The organism is Photobacterium ganghwense (assembly GCF_017329545.1).
Lineage (GTDB): Bacteria > Pseudomonadota > Gammaproteobacteria > Enterobacterales > Vibrionaceae > Photobacterium > Photobacterium ganghwense.
In genome coordinates, this window is sequence record NZ_CP071325.1 from 818,514 (window position 1) to 841,568 (window position 23,055).

The 23,055-nt window shown below is 51.1% G+C and carries 17 protein-coding genes and 8 tRNA genes; 8 read left to right on the plus strand and 17 right to left on the minus strand.

What is annotated here, in order from left to right; all coding sequences use genetic code 11:
* Nucleotides 1-18 precede the first annotated feature (18 nt).
* The 3 genes from xthA to FH974_RS04095 form a co-directional block, all read right to left on the minus strand.
* A complete protein-coding gene (gene xthA / locus FH974_RS04085) occupies nt 19-825 on the minus strand; it encodes an exodeoxyribonuclease III (RefSeq protein ID WP_207103498.1) in 807 nt (268 codons plus the stop codon).
* A gap of 195 nt (nt 826-1,020) precedes the next feature.
* A complete protein-coding gene (locus FH974_RS04090) occupies nt 1,021-1,569 on the minus strand; it encodes a GNAT family N-acetyltransferase (protein ID WP_047887382.1) in 549 nt (182 codons plus the stop codon).
* Complete coding sequence (locus FH974_RS04095; RefSeq protein ID WP_047887381.1) at nt 1,557-2,129, minus strand: P-loop NTPase family protein; 573 nt, start codon at nt 2,127-2,129, stop codon at nt 1,557-1,559. The genes FH974_RS04090 and FH974_RS04095 overlap by 13 nt, the downstream gene beginning before the upstream one ends.
* Nucleotides 2,130-2,371: 242 nt before the next feature.
* Between FH974_RS04095 and FH974_RS04100 the strand changes: the two genes are divergently transcribed.
* Together FH974_RS04100 and FH974_RS04105 are read left to right on the plus strand one after the other, a co-directional pair.
* The gene (locus tag FH974_RS04100; RefSeq protein WP_047887380.1) at nt 2,372-2,620 is read left to right on the plus strand and encodes a GlsB/YeaQ/YmgE family stress response membrane protein; all 249 of its coding nucleotides are present in this window, start codon (nt 2,372-2,374) and stop codon (nt 2,618-2,620) included.
* 129 nt (nt 2,621-2,749) lie between these two features.
* The gene (locus tag FH974_RS04105; RefSeq protein WP_047887379.1) at nt 2,750-3,718 is read left to right on the plus strand and encodes a glutathione S-transferase family protein; all 969 of its coding nucleotides are present in this window, start codon (nt 2,750-2,752) and stop codon (nt 3,716-3,718) included.
* A 50-nt stretch (nt 3,719-3,768) separates the two neighbouring features.
* On the opposite strand, the gene FH974_RS04110 is transcribed toward FH974_RS04105, so the two are convergent.
* The 9 genes from FH974_RS04110 to FH974_RS04150 form a co-directional block, all read right to left on the minus strand.
* Nucleotides 3,769-5,499, minus strand: coding sequence for a response regulator (locus tag FH974_RS04110; RefSeq protein ID WP_047887378.1), 1,731 nt, complete (start codon nt 5,497-5,499; stop codon nt 3,769-3,771).
* Nucleotides 5,500-5,758: 259 nt separating this feature from the next.
* A tRNA-Tyr gene (locus tag FH974_RS04115) sits at nt 5,759-5,843 on the minus strand.
* A gap of 79 nt (nt 5,844-5,922) precedes the next feature.
* Nucleotides 5,923-6,007 (minus strand) — tRNA-Tyr (locus FH974_RS04120).
* Between the two features lie 78 nt (nt 6,008-6,085).
* Nucleotides 6,086-6,170, minus strand: a tRNA-Tyr gene (locus tag FH974_RS04125).
* 78 nt (nt 6,171-6,248) lie between these two features.
* Nucleotides 6,249-6,333 (minus strand) — tRNA-Tyr (locus tag FH974_RS04130).
* Between the two features lie 78 nt (nt 6,334-6,411).
* Nucleotides 6,412-6,496, minus strand: a tRNA-Tyr gene (locus FH974_RS04135).
* A gap of 78 nt (nt 6,497-6,574) precedes the next feature.
* Nucleotides 6,575-6,659 (minus strand) — tRNA-Tyr (locus FH974_RS04140).
* 79 nt (nt 6,660-6,738) lie between these two features.
* Nucleotides 6,739-6,823: transfer RNA gene (locus FH974_RS04145), tRNA-Tyr, on the minus strand.
* 82 nt (nt 6,824-6,905) lie between these two features.
* Nucleotides 6,906-6,990: transfer RNA gene (locus FH974_RS04150), tRNA-Tyr, on the minus strand.
* A gap of 235 nt (nt 6,991-7,225) precedes the next feature.
* Here FH974_RS04150 and FH974_RS04155 point away from each other — a divergent pair.
* From FH974_RS04155 to aroC, 6 genes are all read left to right on the plus strand, one after another.
* On the plus strand, nt 7,226-8,311 hold the full coding sequence (locus tag FH974_RS04155; protein WP_047887377.1) for an efflux RND transporter periplasmic adaptor subunit: 1,086 nt from the start codon (nt 7,226-7,228) through the stop codon (nt 8,309-8,311).
* Entirely contained in the window at nt 8,311-11,451 is a 3,141-nt protein-coding gene (locus FH974_RS04160; RefSeq protein WP_047887376.1) for a multidrug efflux RND transporter permease subunit, read from the plus strand. Before FH974_RS04155 ends, FH974_RS04160 begins: the two co-directional genes overlap by 1 nt.
* 533 nt (nt 11,452-11,984) lie before the next feature.
* Nucleotides 11,985-12,737 carry an ETEC_3214 domain-containing protein gene (locus FH974_RS04165; protein ID WP_047887375.1) on the plus strand — a complete coding sequence of 251 codons (753 nt, stop codon included), beginning with the start codon at nt 11,985-11,987 and terminating at the stop codon, nt 12,735-12,737.
* Nucleotides 12,738-12,820: 83 nt separating this feature from the next.
* A complete protein-coding gene (locus tag FH974_RS04170; RefSeq protein WP_053061937.1) occupies nt 12,821-14,179 on the plus strand; it encodes a transglycosylase SLT domain-containing protein in 1,359 nt (452 codons plus the stop codon).
* A 251-nt stretch (nt 14,180-14,430) separates the two neighbouring features.
* Nucleotides 14,431-15,678 (plus strand): 23S rRNA pseudouridine(2604) synthase RluF, encoded by a 1,248-nt coding sequence (gene rluF / locus FH974_RS04175; protein ID WP_047887374.1) that lies wholly within the window; start codon nt 14,431-14,433, stop codon nt 15,676-15,678.
* Nucleotides 15,679-16,030: 352 nt separating this feature from the next.
* Complete coding sequence (gene aroC / locus FH974_RS04180; RefSeq protein WP_047887373.1) at nt 16,031-17,116, plus strand: chorismate synthase; 1,086 nt, start codon at nt 16,031-16,033, stop codon at nt 17,114-17,116.
* 151 nt (nt 17,117-17,267) lie between these two features.
* Here aroC and FH974_RS04185 read toward each other — a convergent pair whose 3' ends face one another.
* The 5 genes from FH974_RS04185 to FH974_RS04205 form a co-directional block, all read right to left on the minus strand.
* Entirely contained in the window at nt 17,268-17,921 is a 654-nt protein-coding gene (locus FH974_RS04185) for a trimeric intracellular cation channel family protein (protein ID WP_047887372.1), read from the minus strand.
* Between the two features lie 389 nt (nt 17,922-18,310).
* A complete protein-coding gene (locus FH974_RS04190) occupies nt 18,311-19,621 on the minus strand; it encodes an outer membrane protein transport protein (protein WP_047887371.1) in 1,311 nt (436 codons plus the stop codon).
* A 348-nt stretch (nt 19,622-19,969) separates the two neighbouring features.
* Nucleotides 19,970-21,220, minus strand: a complete 1,251-nt coding sequence (locus FH974_RS04195; protein WP_207103499.1) for an outer membrane protein transport protein — start codon at nt 21,218-21,220, stop codon at nt 19,970-19,972.
* Nucleotides 21,221-21,516: 296 nt separating this feature from the next.
* Entirely contained in the window at nt 21,517-22,248 is a 732-nt protein-coding gene (locus FH974_RS04200; protein WP_047887369.1) for a DUF3379 domain-containing protein, read from the minus strand.
* A complete protein-coding gene (locus FH974_RS04205; RefSeq protein ID WP_047887368.1) occupies nt 22,241-22,807 on the minus strand; it encodes a sigma-70 family RNA polymerase sigma factor in 567 nt (188 codons plus the stop codon). Before FH974_RS04205 ends, FH974_RS04200 begins: the two co-directional genes overlap by 8 nt.
* Between the last annotated feature and the right edge of the window lie 248 nt (nt 22,808-23,055).

Here is a 23,055-nt window from a genome sequence, read left to right on the forward strand (position 1 = left end):
TTGCGGTATGCCGGAAGATTAGTTAAACGTCGTCCAGATTGGCGCGTGATCGGATGGCTTGTCAATGCCGCGCAGCTCATAGTCGATACCGCTGTCAATACAGCGTTGCGCCAGTGCAGGTGTGGCCAGAATCACGTCGATACGCAGGCCGCGGTTGTCATCAAAACCACGAGAGCGGTAATCGAACCACGAGAACTTGTCGTCCACGTCCGGGTACTGCTGACGGAATGTATCGACCAGTCCCCAATTCATCAGGGTGCTCAGCCATTCACGCTCGATTGGCTGGAATGAACATTTACCGGTTTTCAGCCAGCGTTTGGCGTTGGCCGGGCCGATGCCAATATCGAGATCAATCGGGCTGATGTTGATGTCACCCATCACAATCAGCTCTTCATCGTTGCTGTGATGCGTGTTCAGGTAAGTCATCAGATCGGCGTAGAACTTCTCTTTGGCCGGGAATTTGGTTTCATGGCTGATGTTATCGCCCTGAGGGAAGTAGCCGTTCAGGACAGTCACTTTGCTGCCGTCTTCACGGGCAAAAGTGGCCATGATCATTCGACGCTGGGCTTCATCATCGTCCGTTGGGAAGCCTTTTTTCACTTCCAGCGGAGTCTGTTTACACAGCATGGCCACGCCGTAGTGGGCTTTCTGGCCGTGGAAATAAACCTGGTAGCCCATCGCTTCAATGTCTTCGAGCGGGAACGCTTCATCGTGCACTTTAATTTCCTGCAGGCCGATAATGTCCGGCTGGTGCTTGTCGATCACGGCCTGAAGCTGGTGAAGGCGGGCGCGAAGGCCATTGATATTGAAGGAAATGACTTTCATTAATGAGTCTGCCTTTGATTGATAATTTTTGCTATATCAGCAGGGTTACGCTGGTCGTGCGCACAGCACGCGAGCAACGCAGGGGGTTGTCAGGTAGGGTAACAGGAACCTTTGGTGCTGTGCCAGCGGCTTATGGCCGCCAGCGTGTTTTTGCGGCGGTAAGAGTGACTGGCACTTAGGGTCAGCTACCTGAGGTCAGCAACGCGGCGAGCGTTGTTCCCATTCGTTGCGAAGAATGGCCATGACGATGGTATCCCACCACTGATCTTTGAAAAAACGGTGCTGTTTAAACCGCGCCTCCTGACGCATACCCAGTAGCCGACACAGCCGGAGGGCTGGGACATTAGCACTCAGCGTTTCCGCATACACACGGTGAAGGCCGCACTGCGTAAAGCCGAAGGTCATCAGAGCATCGGCAGCTTCTTCCATCAGCTGCTTGCCATGATAGTGACGATTCAGTCCGCAGCCGATGGCTGCCTGTCGGTCAGCCTCGGTTCTCAGGCAGGCAATACCTATAAACTGGCCTGTAGCTTTGAGCTCGACGGCGAGCTGGTAATGGGTTCTGGGGCATTCCTGTGCCTGAGCCATAAACAGGGCTGCCAGCTGACGGTAATGGGCCGGGGTACAGTCATCATCGTGGTAAAAGCGGCGGTATTTTTCATCGCGGGTCAGGGCGACAAATGCCTCGGTGTCTTCGGGCTGCATGTCTCTCAGACGCAGTCGGCGAGTCTCTATAGTGAACATGATGCATCCTTGCTGTCAGCGTGCTGGTCAGGTTGCACGGCGTTCAGGAAGGCTTGTGTTTCTGCCGGGCTGCGCAGGCGGACAAAGCGGATATGGGGATAGTCCGGCGATTGCATCAGGGCACTGTAACGGCGACGATTTTTCGCATAGTTCCGGAGGGTCCAGAGCAGGATGGAATCTTTGCTGAGCAACAGATTACCCAGCGTTTCTTTATTTCCCGTTCCCGGCCAGAGCTCCTTACCGGGCAGCCAACGGCTCAGGGCGCGCTTCAGTGCCTGATAAAAGGTTCTCGGGAAGGAATAATCAACCCAGATAATGGTATCGACATGTTGCCATTTTACGGGTTCTGTCCGGCTGTAGTTACCGTCCAGTACCCAGTATGGCTGGTGGGTGATGTCCGCAATCTTGTCCAGTAACTCGCTGTCTGGTGTCTGTGTCCAGTTGGGTTTCCAGAACAGGGCATCTATTTCGTGATAAGGGTATCCCAGCTGGGCCGCCAGTTGTTTGCTGAGCGTCGATTTACCGCTGCCGCTGGTACCAATAACATTAATACGTTCCATGTATTCTCTCTGATTTGTCCCGTTCCTGTCATCGTTCTGTTACCGAGCGGGCTGAAAATGTCCCTGTGGCTTGAAAATCCATGACTGCGTTGGCAACCTGCCATCACCTTTCGCTGTACATTATGCAATAGATTGTATTTCATGTACCACGGGGGAGAGGCAATTTTCCGCTGGTATGTGGTGACAGTTGCAGGCTTTGACTATGCTCTTTGAGACACTACATCACCCAATGAGGAGAGGCTATGGGTATCATTTCTTGGATTATTCTCGGCCTGATTGCTGGTGCGCTGGCGAAATGGCTGATGCCCGGTGACGATGGCGGCGGCTGGATTGCGACCATTCTGCTTGGGGTCGTTGGTGCCTTCGTCGGTGGCTGGGTTGGATCATTCATCGGTTTAGGGCCAGCAACCGGGGTCAATATCGGGAGTCTGATCACCGCGACATTCGGGGCCCTGATAGTGTTGTTTGTGTATAACAAGTTCATCCGTTAGGGCGCGCAGGCGCCCAACCGGAGGTGAGCATGTTCAGAATTTTCGATGATCATGCTCGACTGTCCCCTCCCGACAGAATGACCGGCGCTTCTTATAATCATCTCATCAGTCAGCAATGAGGGATGAACAATGGGAAAATTGGTTAACGGTCAATGGCATGATGTGTGGTATGACACTAAAAGCAGCAAGGGAGAGTTCGTGCGGGAGGACGCCGGATTTCGTCACTGGCTGACCGCTGACGGCGGCCCGGGCCCGGATGGTCAAAAAGGGTTTAAAGCCGAATCCGGACGCTACCATCTCTATGTCTCGCTGGCCTGTCCTTGGGCCCACCGCACTCTCATTTTTCGCGCGTTAAAAGGGCTGGAATCACATATTGACGTGACTGTTGTCAGTCCTGATATGCGCAGCCATGGCTGGGAATTTGACGAGCCAGAACCGCTGTATGGTTTCTCTTTCATGCATCAGCTTTATACTAAAGCCAAGCCGGACTACACCGGTCGAGTCACAGTGCCTGTGTTATGGGACAAGCAGACGGAAACCATTGTCAGCAATGAATCCTCCGATATCATTCGCATGCTGAACACGGCTTTTGATGATCTGACGGGGAATCAGGACGACTTTTACCCACTTGCTCTTCGGGGTGACATTGATGAATGGAACGCGCTGATTTATCCAAACATCAATAACGGTGTGTACCGTTGTGGCTTTGCCACGACTCAGGAAGCGTACGATGCGGCGTTTGACCGTCTATTTGATGCTTTGGACGCGGTCGAAGACCATCTGAATGACAATCGCTATCTGACCGGTGACAGGCTGACGGAAGCCGACTGGCGTTTGTTTACCACTTTGATCCGTTTCGATGCGGTTTATGTTGGCCATTTCAAGTGTAACCGGCAGCGCATTGCGGAGTATCCGAACTTGCAGGGCTACCTCAAAGAGCTGTATCAGTATCCAGGGGTCGCTGAGACCGTGGACTTTTACCACATTAAACGCCACTACTATTTCAGTCACGATAACATCAATCCGACAGGCATTGTGCCCAAGGGGCCGGATTTAGATCTGGTTTCCCCCCACGGGAGGAATGCGTTAAGCGGCTAAATTTCCTTCAGCGGTTACGTTAAGCCAGTGCCGAAGCAAAAACGGATGGTTTAGATTCCCAACGCCTCTTCTCCGGGCTGAGGGGCCTGCCCGTAACCGGCCAGTAAAAACTGCCGGGTACGTTTCTGGTACGGACGAATCAGACGAACCTGACCCGGCGAGCTGCAGGGCGATGCCATCAGCTCAAAGAGCCGGGTACGCCATTTGTCCAGGCTGTCGGGCAGTGGCATCGAACTGATGGCCTGCAGGCTCTGGCGCAGGGGCTGCTCTTCCCCCATGTTCAACGCGTACAGGCACTGTAACCGGCCCAGGTTCGCTTCGGTACTGAGCGGATAATCAACCAAGATGGCCTCATACCGGGGCAGTGCCTGTTCCGGGGATTCCAGTAAGTCATAAGCCTCTGCCAGACGGCGTTCCAGCTGACGGACGGCCTGTACCAGTAAGGTATTTTCCCGTAACGCCCTTAGTCTTTGCTGGCTGTGGTGGTCAAACCGATCCCGAAGTGAGAGCGCCCGCAGGCATTCTGCAATGAGTTGGGTTTCGCCAAAGTGTATTAGCAGCGGCATGGCATCGGCGATCATGACGGACGGCAGCTTAGTGATCATATCGAAATAGGTCGACATCCCGAGTAATAAACGGCGTTTGGCTTTGAGTGGGGTGACATTTCCGAGGGTGAGCCGGGCGGTCATAATGTGACTGAAGCTGGTTAGAAAGGGTTGCTGAGCCGGCAGAATACGTGACTGTGCCCGGCGATCGATCTGTTTCAGTGCCTGGCGCAGCTTGGCGCGAAGCGAGGCCGCGGCGTGCTGGAAATAAGCCTGCTCGTAAATTGCCATGTACTGCGAAAAACAGATGATCCATTCCACATCAATAATGGGCAGATGGCCAGCCAGCGTGTGCCCGGCCTTAATCAGCTGCTCCGTTTTGTCCAGTTCGGCGGCCAGGCGTGCAACCCGCAATGCACGGTGGCTGATCCCCGGCGTCAGGGTCAGGGCTTTCTGGGCCGTTTCCAGCGCTTCATAGCGTTGTCGGTTTTGCTCCTGATATTCGGCCAGATAATCGTAAAGCTCAATGTGTAGCGGCGTTTCTGTCAGCTGGCGTTGTAAGAGGGCGATAGCAGCCGGCAGATTGTCTTTGTGCGCGGCAATTTTGGCCTGCACCAAGCTGATGTGAGCCGAAGGGTGGTACTTCTGCAACAAAGTGGCAAACCGTTCTGCCTGCCCCCACTGATTATTGGTCATCAGTAAATCCAGCAGTAAGCCTTCCCGTTTCCGGTGATAACCACTGTGTTGCAGGCTCTGTTTACACAGGCTGACGGCTTCCTCGTGATTGCCGGTTTCCATAGCCTGATAAATGGGTTTCCTGAGTGTGATTTCATCCATGACCGCAAACAGCTTTTTCTGGACCTGATCGGTGGTGATGGGTTTGGTGATGAAACTGTCCGGCTCGACCGACAAGCTGGTCAGGATCACTTCGGCAGAATGATCGCCGGACAGCAGAATCACGCCGCAGTAAGTGGTGATGTGACGCCGCCGCCGCAGCAGGCTGACCAGTTCGGTGCCGGTCAGGATGTCATCCAGGTGGTAGTCAATAAACAGCAGATCGTAGGCATTGAGCTGGCAGCGGGTAATGGCCTGAGTGTGGCCGTGAGCAATGTCGATATTTGTCACACCGGCTTGGCGAAGAATGCTTTTTAACAAAGTGGCCGCACTTTTATGATCTTCAACGATCAGCACTCGGATATTGTCGACTTCTGTATTATCAACGGCTTTCTGACCCATCTGGTGCACAGGCGTTTCCCCTTCCTGAACATGGCATCCATTTGAATTTTAGAAAGGTATTGTCCAAGTAGACAACATGATTTTTACCCGGTGTGAGAGATAGGCGACTGTCCGGAGAACTACTCAGTGAGAAAACCAAAGTGGAAACGCGAGCTTGCGCTTACCCGAAAGAAGGCGGCGGTTGTAAAAATTTGTGCAAGGGATGTGATTTATTTCAGGTATGAAAAAGGCCGACAGCTTGCGCTATCGGCCTGAATGATGGTGGAGGGGGACGGATTCGAACCATCGAAGGCGGAGCCGGCAGATTTACAGTCTGCTCCCTTTGGCCACTCGGGAACCCCTCCACGGGGTGTTGCAAATTGTGTTATTGCTCAAGTTTGTCGGAGCAATGTTGAGAACCGCGTTTGCCATTCTCAGTAATGATGGTGGAGGGGGACGGATTCGAACCATCGAAGGCGGAGCCGGCAGATTTACAGTCTGCTCCCTTTGGCCACTCGGGAACCCCTCCACGGGGTGTTGCAAGTTGTGTTATTGCTCAGTGTGTCGGAGCAATGTTGAGAACCGCGTTTGCCATTCTCAGTAATGATGGTGGAGGGGGACGGATTCGAACCATCGAAGGCGGAGCCGGCAGATTTACAGTCTGCTCCCTTTGGCCACTCGGGAACCCCTCCACGGGGTGTTGCAAGTTGTGTTATTGCTCAGTGTATCGGAGCAATGTTGAGAACCGCGTTTGCCATTCTCAGTAATGATGGTGGAGGGGGACGGATTCGAACCATCGAAGGCGGAGCCGGCAGATTTACAGTCTGCTCCCTTTGGCCACTCGGGAACCCCTCCACGGGGTGTTGCAAGTTGTGTTATTGCTCAGTGTATCGGAGCAATGTTGAGAACCGCGTTTGCCATTCTCAGTAATGATGGTGGAGGGGGACGGATTCGAACCATCGAAGGCGGAGCCGGCAGATTTACAGTCTGCTCCCTTTGGCCACTCGGGAACCCCTCCACGGGGTGTTGCAAGTTGTGTTATTGCTCAGTGTATCGGAGCAATGTTGAGAACCGCGTTTGCCATTCTCAGTAATGATGGTGGAGGGGGACGGATTCGAACCATCGAAGGCGGAGCCGGCAGATTTACAGTCTGCTCCCTTTGGCCACTCGGGAACCCCTCCACGGGGTGTTGCAAATTGTGTTATTGCTCAAGTTTGTCGGAGCAATGTTGAGAACCGCATTTGCCATTCTCAGTAATGATGGTGGAGGGGGACGGATTCGAACCATCGAAGGCGGAGCCGGCAGATTTACAGTCTGCTCCCTTTGGCCACTCGGGAACCCCTCCACGGGGTTTGGCAAACAAGTCATTTGCTTGTTTGTCGGAAAGACGTACCTTACACCAGATAAGGAACAGCTTTCAAGAAAAATGGTGGAGGGGGACGGATTCGAACCATCGAAGGCGGAGCCGGCAGATTTACAGTCTGCTCCCTTTGGCCACTCGGGAACCCCTCCACAAGTGCGGGGCGAATAGTAGCAGACAACTTGGCGCTGTAAACCTTTTTCCTCATAAATTCCGATTGCTTGCTGCTATTTTCATCATATTGCCGTCGGACATGGCAACCCGTGATGGAAAAACCCGGCTTTACCGGCAGACGTAAACGGAATATTGCTTATCTTTACACTTCTTTACCCCCTTACGGGGCGGCATCGGATATCATTTCCTCAGTTTAAATAGATGGATATTAGAATGAAAAAAGTCCTTGTTGCAGTTCTGGTGACGACTGCATTACTGGGCGGAGGATATGGCTACTTTTATCAGCCATCTCAGGCTGCTGAGCAACCAGCCGCTGCTCGGGGCGGGCGTCAGATCCCGGTCACGACCGGCGTGGTGACCTCTCACCCTGTTACACAATCCCTTTCCCTTATCGGTAAGCTAGAAGCTCAGCGTTCGGTCGAGGTGGCGACTCAGGTCGCGGCAAAAGTCGACCGCATTGTGGTCGGAGTCAACAGCCAGGTAAAAAAAGGCGAGTTGCTAGTGCAGTTGGATGATGCCAAAGCCAAGGCGGCTTACGCTGAAGCGGTGGCGTACCTGAATAATGAAAAACGAAAATACAACGAGTTTCAGCGACTGGTTAAACGTGGCGCCATTACACAGACCGAACTGGATGCCCAATTGGCAAGTGTGAGTATTGCCGATGCGCGTCTTAAGGCAGCGAAGGCTGATCTGGATGATCATGCCATTCGGGCGCCGTTTGACGGCACGGTGGGGCTGATTGATTTCAGTGTTGGCCACATGCTGACCGTGGGCAGTGAGCTTTTCTCGCTGGACGATTTATCCTCGATGCGGCTGGATATCCAGGTGCCGGAGCAATATCTCTCCTTTTTACGGGAAGGGATGACTGTGAGGGCAACCAGCAAAGCGTGGCCGGGACAGTCATTTAGCGGCACCGTTCAGGCCATTGATTCCCGCGTGCAGGCGGATTCGCTGAATATCCGGGTTCGGGTGGGTTTTGAAAATGCATCGCACTTGTTAAAACCCGGCATGTTGATGGCGGCGGAAATTGGCTTCCTGCCACAGGAGTCGCCGGTGATTCCGGTACAGGCCCTGGAATATTCTGGTACCAAGCGTTTTGTCTACCGGGTGGATGAGGCCGGTCAGGCGCACCGCACGGAAGTGACGCTGGGAGCACGGGTGAACAATGAAGTCGTGATTGAATCTGGCCTGCAAATCGGCGATCGCATTGTGGTACAGGGGCTGGTTAACATGCGCGACGGTATCAAGGTTAATGACCTGACGGCTGCCAGCGGTGAGAGGAAAGGAGACGATGCCTGATGTGGTTATCTGATGTTTCCGTCAAACGCCCTGTCGTTGCCATCGTGCTCAGCCTGTTGCTGTGTGTTTTCGGCTATGTATCGTTTACCAAGCTGTCGGTTCGCGAAATGCCGGATGTGGAAAATCCGGTAGTCACAGTATCGACCCGCTACGACGGGGCCTCCGCTTCGATCATGGAAAGCCGGATCACTTCGGTGCTTGAGGATCAGCTGTCCGGGATCAGTGGTATCGACAGTATTACCTCCACCACGCGTAATGGCTCATCACGGATCACCGTGGAATTTCAGCTGGGCTGGAACCTCACTGAAGGGGTCAGTGATGTCCGTGACGCTGTGGCCCGTGCCCAGCGCCGTCTACCGGATGAAGCGGATGATCCTGTGGTTTCCAAAGATAACGGCAGCGGTGAACCGGCCGTATACGTTAACCTGACCTCCAGTAATATGGACCGCACTCAGCTGACCGATTACGCCGAGCGGGTACTGATGGATCGTTTCAGCTTGATTAACGGGGTCAGTTCGGTGGATCTGAGCGGTGCGCTGTATCGGGTGATGTACGTCAAACTCAAGCCGGATCAAATGGCCGGCCGTGGCGTGATCACCAAAGATATCGTCAACGCCTTGAAAGATGAGAACGTTGAACTGCCTGGGGGGCAGGTGCGTAATGACACTACCACCATGTCAGTTCGAACGGCACGCCTCTACCGCACGGCTGCTGACTTCGAGTATCTGGTGGTGCGTACGGCGTCTGATGGTTCTCCGATTTACCTGAAAGATGTCGCCGACGTCGCGGTCGGTGCTCAGAATGAAGATGCCACGTTTAAAAATAACGGGGTCGCGAACCTCAGCCTGGGCATTGTCGCCATGACCGACGCGAATCCGTTGGATGTCGCCAAGGCAGTACATGATGAAGTGGAACGCATGCAGCGCTTTGTACCGGAAGGAACATCGCTGTACGTTGATTATGACTCGACCGTGTTTATCGATCGCTCGATTCAGGAAGTCTACAGCACCTTGATGCTGACGGCATTTCTGGTCGTGATGGTGCTGTACATTTTTATCGGTCAGGCGCGCGCTACGCTGATTCCGGCGGTGACCGTACCGGTTTCGTTGATCTCAGCCTTTATGGTGGCTTATTTCCTGGGTTTCTCCATCAACCTGCTGACCCTGATGGCGCTGATTCTGGCGATCGGTCTGGTTGTCGATGATGCCATCGTGGTGGTGGAAAACATTTATCACCATATTGAGCGGGGAGAGCCGCCGCTGCTGGCCGCGTATAAAGGCACCCGGGAAGTCGGTTTTGCGGTGGTTGCCACAACGGTGGTGCTGGTGATGGTGTTCCTGCCGATCTCGTTTATGGACGGGATGGTCGGGCCGCTGTTTACGGAATTTTCCGTATTGTTGGCCGTGGCGGTGATTTTCTCGTCGTTGGTTGCCCTGACCCTGAGTCCGGTGCTGGGCAGTAAGTTACTGAAAGCGAATGTCAAACATGGCAAATTTAACCAGGCGGTTGATCGCATGTTTGCCCGGCTGGAAGCGGGATACCGTAAAGTGGTCGCGGCATCAGTGCGCCACCGTATGGTGGCACCGGGTCTGGTTGTTTTGTTTGTGGTACTGAGTGGCTGGCTGATGACAGTTGTCCCGTCACAACTGACTCCGCAGGAAGACCGCGGGGTGATTTTCGCTTTTGTGAAAGGCGCGGAAGGCACCAGCTATAACCGCATGGTTGGCAATATAGAAGAGGTTGAGAGCCGCTTGCTGCCGATGGTCGGACAGGGTGTCATTAAATCGCTGTCTATCCAGACCCCAGCCTTTGGTGGTCGCGCAGGTGATCAGACCGGCTTTGTGATCATGGCACTGGAAAACTGGGAAGATCGTCAGATGACGGCTACTGAAGCACTGGACATGGTCCGCGGTGCGCTCAAAGGTATTCCGGATATCCGGGTATGGCCGTTTATGCCGGGATTCCGGGGAGGCTCGTCCGAACCGGTGCAGTTTGTGCTTAACGGTGCTGATTATGAAGAACTGTTCCAGTGGGCCAGCAAACTTCAGCTACTGGCAGAAAGCAGCCCGATGATGGAAGGGGTCGATCTGGATTACGCCGAAACGACGCCAGAACTGGTGGTGAATGTGAACCGCCAGCGTGCCGCAGAACTGGGTATTCCGGTCAATGATATTGCCGAGACGCTGGAAATCATGCTGGGAGGCCGGACTGAGACCACGTTTGTGGAACGCGGGGAAGAGTACGACGTATACCTGCGTGGTGATGAGAACAGCTTTAATAACGCATCGGATCTGAGCCAGATCTATCTGCGGGCGCGAAACGGCCAGCTGATTACACTGGAATCGGTAGCGGATGTACAGGAAGTGGCTTCGGCGCAGCGCCTGAGTCATAACCAGAAGCAAAAATCGATCACTCTGAAGGCAAACCTGGTGCCGGGCTATACCCTGGGGCAGGCACTGAATTATCTGGATGAGCAGGCGCTGGAGATATTACCGAGCGACATTGTGATCGATTATGCCGGTGAGTCGAAGGACTTCCGTGAAAACCAGAGCAGTATTCTGGTGGTCTTCGGGCTGGCGCTGTTGGTGGCTTATCTGGTGCTGGCGGCGCAGTTTGAAAGTTTTATCAACCCGATGGTGGTGATGCTGACCGTTCCTATGGGGATTTTCGGCGGGCTGACCGGCTTGGTACTGATGGAGCAAAGCCTGAACATTTACAGTCAGATTGGCATGATCATGCTGATTGGCATGGTGACCAAGAACGGGATTCTGATTGTGGAGTTTGCCAATCAGCTGCGTGATAAGGGTGTCGAGTTTGAACAGGCAATCATTGACGCTTCAGAGCGCCGTCTGCGCCCGATTCTGATGACGGCCTTTACGACGTTGTTTGGTTCGATTCCGCTCATCATGTCGACTGGCGCCGGTTCGGAAAGCCGGGTTGCGGTGGGGACTGTGGTGTTCTTCGGTATGGCCTTTGCGACTTTCGTGACTTTGCTGGTGATACCGGCAATGTACCGCCTGATGTCAGGCCGAACCCAGTCGCCGGGATACGTTGCCGCGCAACTGGAAAAGGCTTTGAAGCAGAAGGATCAAGCCGGAATGGGTAAAGAAGGGTTGGATGAGACTCCTGTGATGAAATGATCAGGGGAATCAAGCCTAAGCGCTCGTTGTACCTTGTGCTGTAAGCCAGGTCGCTAAGAGATGAAAAAAGCCGTCCAAGTGACGGCTTTTTGACGAATTAAGAGTGCGTATTTAACCTAAGGCTAAAACAGCAAAGAGATATAATTGGGGATAAATGATTAACTATTCCCTGAAAATGACCTGGTATTGGTTATATATATTGTTAACTCTGTCACTATTTATCCTTGATACGAATTTCACTATTAATAACTTTATTAAACCATTTATTAGTGATGCGTAAGATAGGCGGAAAAAGAATAAAATTAAAAACTACGTTCACTTAATAAATAAAGATTGCCTGTCAATTTTTATTTCATTTATATCACCTTTGGTAGCTGTTTTTTACATCTAAATTAGCGTAATGTGGTCGATTTTCAATCTAATTGATAAATTGATTATTGAACCAATATCTCCTGATTACTATGATCAAAAATTCAAATGTCATTGGTAATGTCGACAGATATTATTATTTCGCAAGGATAGAACCTTTCATTATGCAAAGTGAAGAACTGGCCACTGATTCAAATAATCCAACTGTATGGATAAAAATGCAGAGTATTGCCGTTACCGTCGTCGCCATTATGTTGTCACTCGGACAATGGAACGATACCAAAGATGCTATCGAAACGGTGTATGAGTCGGTTGTGACAAACTTTACTCATCAGGTTGAGTATGAGCAGTTATCACAACTCAAGGTTGGGCAGACTTATGAGTATGTTCAGTCATTTATGGGTGTACCGGTTGCATCCAAACCTTCTCGTCTCCAGCCCGGGATTCACTATTACTACTATGGCACTGATAAATACCTGTTAAGTGTCATTGTTGAAGGAGAGCGCGTATCGGGATACAGCATTACGGCTTTAACCGACGACTTTGCTATGGCGATCCCTTATACCGATATGGTACTAACTGAGTCACCTCTTTCCGAGTACTCACCAGAATACGAGAACTATCTGACGGACTTCGGCAACATTAATTATTATGCGGAAGTGAATACCTTAGGCCGCAGTGCGCTTTTTTATAACCTCTTACTGGCGACGGTTGACTATGGAGAGATGTTGCCTGGGGTTAAAGAGAAGATTCAGTCATTGAATTATCAACTGAATTTAGGAGAGGATGTTATGGAGAATGACATGGAAATCATTCGTCAGAGTCAGCCCAATATGTTTGCGCTGTCCGAAACATCACCTGAAATAATGATTGAATCAATGTTGACACGTTATGAGTTTGTCGCATTTTTTAAGTGAATACTCCAATTATTGGCATAAAAATAAATAACAAAAAATGGGGCTCGAACTGTTAGCCCTTTTATTAAATAAAGGAAAGGTCGATGAAGCTATCACGTTTAGCTTGCTGCTGCGCATTCGTGCTGACAGGTACGGTATGGGCAGGAACCGTACAAGCCGATAATCCCTTTGATGAACTGGACTCCGAGGTGACCGCAGTCTATTCATCGGCACAAACTGAGCAAGAGGAATATCTGCAGTTTGTATTGGCTTATATGAATGAGTACGAAAACTGGCGTAGTCAGTATCTTCGGGAATATGATGCATACCGCGCGCAGATTATTGAAAAATGGGGAGATGGTCTGGTTTCCGAACCTTTGGTGACAGTGGATTACAGTCGTGATCAAAAGACGCGAACGGTTGTGGATCTGGAACGCAACGAAGCAATTGTTGCGGTCTTGGTTGAACCTAATATGTTGCCTGAGGAGGCTGAGAAAGCGGTCAAACAAGCGGCTAAAACAGTTATGGGGGAATCGGGCTCAACGCTGGCATCTGTTGTGGAAAGCCCTAAAGTGCTGGAGTCCGGCTCTGTTGTGATGGTCGAGGTGAATTACTCCAACGTGACAGAAACAGCGGCAAAAAAAGTGATTCAGGCGCAAACTCGAACCCAGTTGCAGGAAATTGAAAAAGAATCTGAAGCGTTAGTGGCCCAGCTTGGGGCGACGGTATCCACGGATCTCATTGATACGCCTGTGGTTGCTTCGGCGATTGAGAAGAAAAAAGTACAGCTTCTGCAGCAGGAACAGCTGCGAATTAAAAAGCTGGAAAAAACGTATCAGATAGTACGCCAGCAAGCGGCGAAACAGCCACCGAAAACAGTGATGGAATACCGCATCAAGCTGCCTGCTAACGGTATAGGGAAGCGAGCGGCTAAATATGTGGGGTTTGCTGAGCAAGAAAGCCAGCGATTTGATATTCCGGCGGCGTTGGTGATGGCGATCATGCATTCGGAATCCAGCTTCAACCCGAAAGCGAAATCGCCGATTCCGGCGTATGGACTGATGCAAATTGTACCGACGACAGCCGGGCGGGATGTTAACGTGCGTATTCGCCGCAAAGATGAACCGATGAGTCCGGCCGAGTTGTATGTAGCGGATGTCAATGTTGAGACCGGTACCGCCTATCTGAACATTCTGGATAAAAGCTACCTGAAGGCGATCACCAATGATGAAAGCCGTCTGTACTGTACGATTGCGGCCTATAACACGGGTGCCGGTAACGTGGCCAAAGCGTTTAACCCGGACGGTTCGCGAAAAATTTACAAGGCGGCGAAAATCATCAACAGCATGACGCCACAGCAAGTGTATGACAAGCTGATGGCGGATCTGCCATACGATGAAACCAAGCATTACCTGAAGAAAGTCAGCACCCGTATCCGGTTATATGAAAAGCACAGCGCGTAAAAACACAAGAGAAGACATTTGAGCGTCATGTGCTGAACGGCAGGCTTGTTATTCGCTGACTTGCCCGGTCTTTCTCTTAGTACAGAAGCCTTTATCTGCCAGCGCTAAACAATCTCAGGTGGCAAGGTAAGGGCTTTTTCTGTTTAAGGGAGTTTTTCATTTCCCGCGCAGTTGGGTATTGGTAGAATGCATCGCCTAATATTCTAGTTATTAACCTAAGCGTTGCGAAACGCAGAGTGTAGAAGAACATCATGTCTCAGAATCATCCTCGTCCTGACGCCGTTCAGGGCGCGCAGGAAAACGCCGTGCGTTTGAATAAATACATTAGTGATACCGGTTACTGCTCTCGTCGTGAGGCAGATAAACTGATTGAACAGGGACGCGTGACGATCAACGGCAAATTGCCGGAAATGGGGATGAAAGTGCATCCTGAGGATGACGTCCTAGTTGATGACAAACCCCTGCGTGCGAAAGAAAAACCTATTTATATTGCGCTGAACAAACCGGCGGGGATCACCTGTACGACTGAGCGCCATGTACCGGATAACATCGTAGATTACATTGGTCACCGTAAGCGTATTTTCCCGATTGGTCGCCTGGATAAGCCTTCTGATGGCCTGATTTTCCTGACTAACGACGGTGATATCGTTAACAAGATTCTGCGTGCCGGTAATGCCCACGAGAAAGAGTATGTCGTGCGGGTCGACAGACCTGTGACGCAGGCATTTATCGACAAAATGGCATCAGGGGTTGAGATCCTGGATACCGTGACGCTGCCTTGTCAGGTAACAAAAGAAACGAATTACTCGTTCCGTATTACCCTGACCCAGGGCTTAAACCGTCAGATTCGCCGGATGTGTGAAGCGCTGGGCTACGATGTACTCAAACTGCGCCGTGTTCGTATTATGAACATTACTATCGATGGTTTACCTAATGGCAAATGGCGTTACCTGACGGATGCTGAGATCGCGGAAATTCATTCCATGATTTCTGACTCGAGCAAAACTGAAGAAGCTTCCCGTGTGGAAGTTCAGGGTAAATCGATCGCGAAAGCGACCGATGCCAAGCTTTATGACAGCCGCCAGCAGGCACGTCGCGAAGCGGAGCAGCAGGGCGATAAGGTGCGGTACAAAACCTACGCGGGTAAAGGGGAAGCTAACCGTCAGCCGCGCAGTGGCCGAAGTGATGAACAGCGTCGTGACGACACGCGTCGTGATGATCAGCGCCGCAGCCGTCCGGGACGTGGCCCACAACCTAGCCATTTCCGTAACCATTGTGACGACGAATCTCCGCGTGGTGCTTCTCGTGATGAGTCGCGCAATGAGCAACGTAAAGGCCCTCGCGCGGGTCAGCGTAATGACCAACGCAATGATCAACGTAATGACCGTCGCCGAAATGATCAGCGAAATGAGCAGCGCCCGGGTCAGGGACGTCAGAATCACGAGCAGTCAGGCGGCTCGAGCCGAATTCAGCAGTGGAAATCCAAGAAAGAACACTGATTTTCAGGCGAAAATGTATCGCAGACTGACACGATAACGGGAGCAAAAGCTCCCGTTTTTTTATCCGCTTTTAGTCAGTATCGCCTCTTCACAAAAGGAAAGTCAGAAGAAGCCGCGGAACAGGTTGGTAAGCCTGAGTAGGAAAGTGGTGATTGCGGCTACCGGGGGAATGGCAGAGGGCTGGTCGCTTTATGTCGGCCCGGTTACATTCCTGCTTGCATTCCCGGCAATGAATTTGCACTATGTACTCATTAATGAAAACAGTATAGCAGCGCCACGGCGCGTGACAGCGCGTGGATGTGGCACACCCGGTGAACCGGGGAAACAGCGTTAACAAGACACAGAGGAAGTAATGGCAGGCAATACGATTGGACAACAATTCCGTGTCACCACATTTGGTGAGAGTCATGGTTTGGCGCTGGGATGTATTATTGATGGTTGCCCTCCGGGTCTGGAACTGACCGAAGCGGACATGCAACATGATCTGGACCGTCGTCGTCCTGGGACATCAAAATACACGACACAACGTCGTGAACCGGATGAAGTGAAAATCTTATCCGGCGTCTTTGAAGGCCGTACTACCGGTACTTCTATCGGACTGCTGATCGAAAATACCGATCAACGCTCGAAAGACTATTCCAACATCAAGGACTTGTTCCGTCCGGGCCATGCCGATTACACCTATCATCAGAAATATGGTATCCGTGACTACCGTGGTGGTGGTCGTTCGTCTGCCCGTGAGACGGCGATGCGTGTTGCTGCCGGGGCAGTTGCTAAAAAGTACCTGAAACAGGTGCATGGTGTAGAGATTTGCGGTTACCTGTCGCAGATGGGTGATGTGAAAATCGACAAAGTTGATTGGGAGCAGATTGCCCAAAACGCCTTTTTCTGTCCCGATGCCGACAAGGTGGAAGCGTTGGACGAGCTGATCCGCAAGCTGAAAAAAGACGGTGATTCTATCGGTGCCAAAGTGACGGTTGTAGCACGTAATGTGCCGGTGGGGTTGGGTGAGCCGGTGTTTGATCGTCTGGATGCTGACATTGCCCATGGCCTGATGAGTATCAACGCCGTGAAAGGGGTGGAGATTGGCGATGGCTTTGGTGTGGTTGAACAGCGTGGCAGTGAACACCGCGATGCTATGACGCCGGAAGGTTTCCGCTCCAATCATGCTGGTGGCATTCTGGGAGGGATCTCTTCCGGGCAGGATATTATTGCGCACCTGGCGCTGAAACCGACTTCCAGCATCACGGTGCCGGGTGAAACGATCACTACGCAGGGAGATTCAGCTGAGGTGATTACCAAAGGCCGTCATGACCCATGTGTCGGGATTCGTGCGGTGCCGATTGCTGAAGCCATGCTGGCGATTACCCTGATGGATCACCTGCTGCGCCATCGTGGTCAGAACGCAGACGTTTTGACAGAGACACCAAAAATTTAATCTCTTCGTCGCTCCTAAGCCGCTGAGACGTGCTTGTTGAAAACAATAAAAAACGCCGGTATTTACCGGCGTTTTTGTTTGGGTGATTTTGTTTCGATATGTCTTCAGTGAGAGGGCGGAAGAGAGCCCTCTTTACTGCTTTTTGTCAGAGTTATGCGTTGTGCTCGAGCTTCTTTTGGCTGTCGCCCTCCGACTCTGTTTCTTCAATACGAAACACCGGCAGGCGCCAGCTGAATTTCACAGCTGCCATTCTCAAAATAAATCCGACCACTAAGGTGCTGATTGTGACCAGTGTTTCTTCCAGTCCGAAGTGCAACAGGCCATAGTACATACAGCCAGCAAAGAAAGAGACCGAAGCATACAGCTCTTTGTGCAGTACCAGTGGCTGGCGACGACAGATCAGGTCGCGAAGCAACCCGCCAAAAACCCCGGTAACCACTGCAGCAACGACGCAGATCAGGGGAGAAAGCCCCATATCCATCGCAATACGGCAGCCGATAATACTGAATACGATCAGGCCGAGTGAATCCAGCAGGACAAACACCTTATGGAAACGGACAACCAGAGGGGCGATCAGCGTGGTCAGCAAGCCTGCCAGACAGGTAATGGCTAGGTATTGCGGATTAGCGACCCAACCCAGCGGATAGTGTCCCAGCAGAATGTCCCGAACCGTCCCGCCACCAATGGCCGTCGCGCTGGCCACTAACATCACCCCGAACCAGTCCATATGGCGACGTCCTGCTGCCAGAGCGCCGGTCATTGCTTCAGCGGTGATACCAATAATATAAAGAGTTGTTAACAACATGAAAACAAATGATGGTAAATTGAATGCGTTAAGATATTGGTGATTGTAAGTAGCGGTATATTTGGCGTCGAATGAAATGTTTGCAAATAAGCATGAATTTGGTTCATGTATTGGTGGGGTGAAGATGTCGAAAATAGTCTATGACCTCGACATGAATCACAAAAATGTGTCGCAGAGGGATTCGACGATCAGAGAAAGGGAACGGGTGCCGTATTGGAAAATGAAGTGATTACATGTCGTTCATTTTGCCGCTATACAAAGAAACCAACACAACAAAGATAATGCTGAAACAAACAGAGCACCAAAACAAAGAGAGTGCAAAAACAAAGAGAGCGCCGAAGCGCTCTCTTGATTCCGTTAAATTTAACGGGAACATTGAGGCGAGGTTATCAGAAACGATAGTTCGCCTGCACGCCCAGCAGCCAAACACTGCCGGTGGTTTCACCTTTGAAGGAGATTGGCAGGCCTTTGATGTTTTCCTGCTCTTCCATTGGTGCATCTTTAGCAAAGATATAAGTGAAACCCGCATCAAAGCTCAGGTTTGAAGACCACTGGTAGCCAGCACCCAGGCTCAGCCACAGACGGTCAGTTTCCGGGATCGTCTGGGTACGGTGCTTTTCGCTGACAGCGGAGGTGTCATAAGCCACACCGGTACGCAGAGCCAGCTGGTTCGTGTACTGGTAAGTAGCACCCAGAGCGATGCGATAGTTATCTTCCCAGTTTTCTTCTTTAATCAGATCCGGGCTGTTCGGATATGTCGGAATATCAGCAACCAGCTTGTCGAAAGTGCTCCAGTCAGTCCAGTTGAAGCTGGCATGCATAGCCAGTTTATCAGTCAGTTGATGGAAGCTTGACAGCTCAGCGGTCGCTGGAAGCGTCAGATCCATGCTGCCAGGGCGAGTCATGCCGTACATCACACCGGATGCTTCGCCAGACAGAGTCAGATCCACTGCGGAACGGTAATTGACGCCGACACGGTGATTTGGATTGATCTGCCAGGCCATACCCAGCTGCCAGCCCCATGCCGTATCGTCACCTTCCATGTACTTCAGATCCTGACCGCGCAGTTTGTCAAATTGCCCTGCCAGTTGCGGGTTGGCTTGAAGCATGGATGCCATACTGGCAGGCAGCGAACCTGGCATAGCAGCGCCAAAGTGACCTTCACCCATAACATAACGAATACCACCGCCCACGCTGAATTGGTCATTCACTTTGTAAGCAAGGTTTGGGTTGATCTCAACAGTTTTGACCATTGCCTGGTTACCAAACAGGGTCGCATAGAAGTCGCCACCCAGCTCGGTTTCCATACCGTAATTGGTTGCAACGGCCAGACCCGCTACCAACTGATCGTTGATTTGGTGAGACAGGTAAAAGTTAGGAATCACAGCAGAATGCGCGATATCTTTCGCTTCCGTTGTGGCTACAGTGTGACCAGCGACAGACAGGTCGCCTTTTACATCGATGTTTGGATCAACGTAAATGGCACCGGCAGAGATTTGTGTACCTTTCAGGTAGGTCAGCATTGCCGGATTGCGGAATTGTGCACTGGCGTTGTCTGCCATTGCAGCTTCACCGGCAAAAGCACGGCCAAGGCCGGTTGCAGAATACTCAGCCAGCTGGAAACCGGCGGCAAATGCATTGGCGCTCATGCCCAGAGTCAGGGCTGCTGTCAGTGAAAGTGTAATTTTGTTCTTGTTCATCAATCTATTTTGTTCGCTGAAATCGAATAGCGCGCATCATACGCCTCCGTCAGTAAGCGTTAAGCCAAACGGGTATTTCTTTTTTATTTCAAAATTAAAATCTGTTTTTATTTTAATTTGTGGTTTTATGTGTGGCAAATAGTGAGCAATGAGTTCTGGTCGGATGAGATTTCAGCGTACGCATGTACTTGCAATGGCGGGTTTCAGCGATTGTGTGTTCGCTGAAAATGGCGTGTAAAGTTATAGGTATGTTGCAAATGATCTTATCAATCATTGGTTTAATAGCGAAATAAAAAGGGAGAGCCATTGGCTCTCCCTGATATTTCCTACTGGTTCTGTTCGCTCAAATTAAAAAGAGCGGCTGTACTGAACACCGTATAGCCATGCGTTAGCACGGGTAGTCGCTGTCACTGTACCCAGAAGTGGGTTGGATTCTGAGGCACGCACGTCTTCACCACGTAGGTAAGTTACACCCACATCGATGTTTGACTTGCTGTCCAAATGGTACGTGAAGCCGCCTGAGAACCACTGACGGTCTGAATCCGGTACAGAGATTGACGTGCGGTTATCCTGAGCGCTGGTGTCGTACATGTAACCGGCACGCAGAGTCCAGTCTTTGTTCATGTAGTACGTACCACCGATCGCGTAATGCCAGCCATCCTGCCACTCATAGGTATTCAGGTTATAACCGTTTGTGGTTTCCAGTTGATCAAATACACTCCAGCCAATCCATTGAACGCTGTAGTGTACAGCGAATTTAGGGTTCAGCTTGTGGTAACCCGAGAATTCCACCATATCAGGTAGCGGGATTTTCAGTTCGCTGTTGGAGATGTCGCCGCCAGCGTAATGCATGTCGCCATCTACTTTCAGTTCTGGGCTGTAACGGTATGACAGACCAAAGCGGTTGTCTTCATTCAGCTCGTAAACGGTACCCAGGTTGAAGCCAAAACCAACACCGTCAGCATCAATGTCGACCAGGCTCATTTCAGGGGTGGTCATACCGCCGGTATTTGGAATTTCAGCTGCTGGCATGTAACGCTTTAGCTTACCAGCGCCATAAATCACATCCACACCACCACCAACACTCCACTGTTGGTTCAGGCGGTAAGAGGCGCTCAGTGCCAGGTTAACGCTTTTCACGTCGGTCAGGCCGCCAAAGGCATTCGCTGCATAGTCGCTGCTGAACTCAGTTTTGGTGCCGAAATTGGAATACAGGCCAGCACCCACGGTAAATTTATCGTTGATTGGATGGATGTAGTAAATGTTTGGCGCATAGGAAGTGTCGCCAACCTGTTGAGAACCCAGGTCACCGGTCAGGAACGGGTTGGTTGACTGGTAACTTCCGTTTTTAACTTTGATATCAGTATCAATAGCATTGATACCCAGAGACAGTGCCGGCTTGTCGAACAGTGACATTGCTGCGGCGTTACGTGCCATGACGGAGGCATTGTCGGCAATCACGGCATCACCGGCAAATGCACGGCCCAGACCTGTTGCTGATTGCGCATTCAGCTGGAAACCTGCTGCCAGTGCTTGTTGAGAAGCCAGAGTAACTGCCACAGTTACTACAGACTTGGAAAACAGACGCTTCTTATTCATATTTATAATTATTCCGATTTTTTGGATGTTTTTCTCTGCTTTTTTAAGCAGAAGGCGCGTGATTGTATTGATGGAACGAATCTCATCAAATCAGACCAGTTAGCTGAAGATGGGCGAAATTAGACGCAAAACAGGCAGTTGGTGAAGGTTTGAACAATAATCCCCGCCTGTGCTGGGGGTTTGTATGGTTATCCGTATGAAAAGTAAGTGAAATATTGTGACACAAAAAAACCTGGCTTCAAGTTGCCAGGCTTTTTTGTCGCTAAGGGGAGAAAAGCGTCAAAATGCGTGAGTTGTCATATTTCCCACTTCAGATCCGCTTCCAGTGTCCGGGCGATAGGGGCAACATCCTGTCCTTTTTCTCCGAGTACGATCAGGCTGGCATCTCGGGTGGGTAACACCACGCCACTCATGGTGTTATCACTGAAAGTGGTCATTCTCTGGCTCGTAACCGGCACAATAAACACCGTGACTTTACCGTGCTGAGTTGACATCACCATGTGCAGGGCATTTTGATCGCCAAAACCGCAGTGGTTTACATAATAAATGTGTCCCGGCAGTGAGGTCAGTTGCGAGCCGAATGGGGACAGTTTCGCATTCACCTGAGTCAGCGACACTGCTTCATCAATGTGATCGATAAATGGCGCTTCGTTGTAAACATGCTCCAGTGCCAGGTTTGCGATTTCATTGTGCGGGTGTGCCGTGAAAATCCCCTGGGTGTACTGGCCAGACAATAAGCCGAAAATGAATGCAACTGACGCGGCCATGGCAATCAGTGTCTTGGGTTTCCACGTTTTAAGGTTCCAGGGTGACTTGTTGCTGGCCTGTCCGGTTTGGCGAAACAGAATGCGATCGGCTAAATCATCCGGCACATCCACTTTCATGGCTTTTTCTAATTGGCTGTCGAGTGCCAGTAGTTCATCTGACAACTTACGGTTTGTCAGCGAAGCGTTGCGTGCGTTAATCATCTCTTGGCTGTTGTCGTTCGGATCGGCCAGCAGACGACGTCTGAATTCTAAATCATCCATTATGTTGACCCCTCTGCTCTGACTGCTTTTCTATCTGCTCTTTCAGCTGGTTTCTGGCGCGGAACAAACGTGTCATGACGGTATTACGATTCAGTCCCAAAATGTCGGCAATCTCATCGCCGTTAAATCCTGCCATTACCTGCAGCACCAGCGGTTCGCGATATTCCGGAGCCAGCTTCATGATTTGCCTGCGCAGCATTTGTAGCTCGGCGTCCTGTTCGCTGCCATATTGCTGGGTATCAGCCAGGGCATAATCGTCGATATCGACCAGATCCAGCTGCTTCCTTTCAAAACGGCGTGCATTCTCCCGCCGCAAGATGGTGATCAACCAGGATTTGGCTGCACTGTCATCCTGCAAACTGTCGAGAGAGCGCCAGGCGCGTAAACAGGTTTCCTGAACCAAATCTTCCGCGATATGCGGGTCGTGGCACAGCCAGTAGGCATAGCGGTACAGGTCCCGATGCCAGGCCCGAACCAGGGCCTCGTAACGTCTTTGTTTATTCATATCCACAGAGACCGAGGCATCCGGCTTTTTCTTACGAAAAAAATGCTTAATCATAAAAATTGCCTATTAATGAGCAGAACATTGCCAGAAAAATGGAGGTTTAACGCAATGATCTCGCGATTCATCCAATAATCCGCCTTAAAATTGATCTGGTTCAAATTGTGTCTTGGCGAGAAAGCTATAGTAGTCCTCGTCATCTGATATTAAGCAGTGGCAAACGAGCCGGGGATTAGGTTCGTGAACCAAGGGTTAGTATCTGTTGAGCAAGATGACAACTTCCTTTTGAAGGCTGACTTTACTTT

Excerpts from the sequence above, each read along its gene's own strand:
- xthA (WP_207103498.1), bottom strand. The coding sequence starts at position 825 with ATGAAAGTCATTTCCTTCAATATCAATGGCCTTCGCGCCCGCCTTCAC.
- FH974_RS04090 (WP_047887382.1), bottom strand. The coding sequence starts at position 1,569 with ATGTTCACTATAGAGACTCGCCGACTGCGTCTGAGAGACATGCAGCCC.
- FH974_RS04095 (WP_047887381.1), bottom strand. The coding sequence starts at position 2,129 with ATGGAACGTATTAATGTTATTGGTACCAGCGGCAGCGGTAAATCGACG.
- FH974_RS04100 (WP_047887380.1), top strand. The coding sequence starts at position 2,372 with ATGGGTATCATTTCTTGGATTATTCTCGGCCTGATTGCTGGTGCGCTG.
- FH974_RS04105 (WP_047887379.1), top strand. The coding sequence starts at position 2,750 with ATGGGAAAATTGGTTAACGGTCAATGGCATGATGTGTGGTATGACACT.
- FH974_RS04110 (WP_047887378.1), bottom strand. The coding sequence starts at position 5,499 with ATGGGTCAGAAAGCCGTTGATAATACAGAAGTCGACAATATCCGAGTG.
- FH974_RS04155 (WP_047887377.1), top strand. The coding sequence starts at position 7,226 with ATGAAAAAAGTCCTTGTTGCAGTTCTGGTGACGACTGCATTACTGGGC.
- FH974_RS04160 (WP_047887376.1), top strand. The coding sequence starts at position 8,311 with ATGTGGTTATCTGATGTTTCCGTCAAACGCCCTGTCGTTGCCATCGTG.
- FH974_RS04165 (WP_047887375.1), top strand. The coding sequence starts at position 11,985 with ATGCAAAGTGAAGAACTGGCCACTGATTCAAATAATCCAACTGTATGG.
- FH974_RS04170 (WP_053061937.1), top strand. The coding sequence starts at position 12,821 with ATGAAGCTATCACGTTTAGCTTGCTGCTGCGCATTCGTGCTGACAGGT.
- rluF (WP_047887374.1), top strand. The coding sequence starts at position 14,431 with ATGTCTCAGAATCATCCTCGTCCTGACGCCGTTCAGGGCGCGCAGGAA.
- aroC (WP_047887373.1), top strand. The coding sequence starts at position 16,031 with ATGGCAGGCAATACGATTGGACAACAATTCCGTGTCACCACATTTGGT.
- FH974_RS04185 (WP_047887372.1), bottom strand. The coding sequence starts at position 17,921 with ATGTTGTTAACAACTCTTTATATTATTGGTATCACCGCTGAAGCAATG.
- FH974_RS04190 (WP_047887371.1), bottom strand. The coding sequence starts at position 19,621 with ATGAACAAGAACAAAATTACACTTTCACTGACAGCAGCCCTGACTCTG.
- FH974_RS04195 (WP_207103499.1), bottom strand. The coding sequence starts at position 21,220 with ATGAATAAGAAGCGTCTGTTTTCCAAGTCTGTAGTAACTGTGGCAGTT.
- FH974_RS04200 (WP_047887369.1), bottom strand. The coding sequence starts at position 22,248 with ATGGATGATTTAGAATTCAGACGTCGTCTGCTGGCCGATCCGAACGAC.
- FH974_RS04205 (WP_047887368.1), bottom strand. The coding sequence starts at position 22,807 with ATGATTAAGCATTTTTTTCGTAAGAAAAAGCCGGATGCCTCGGTCTCT.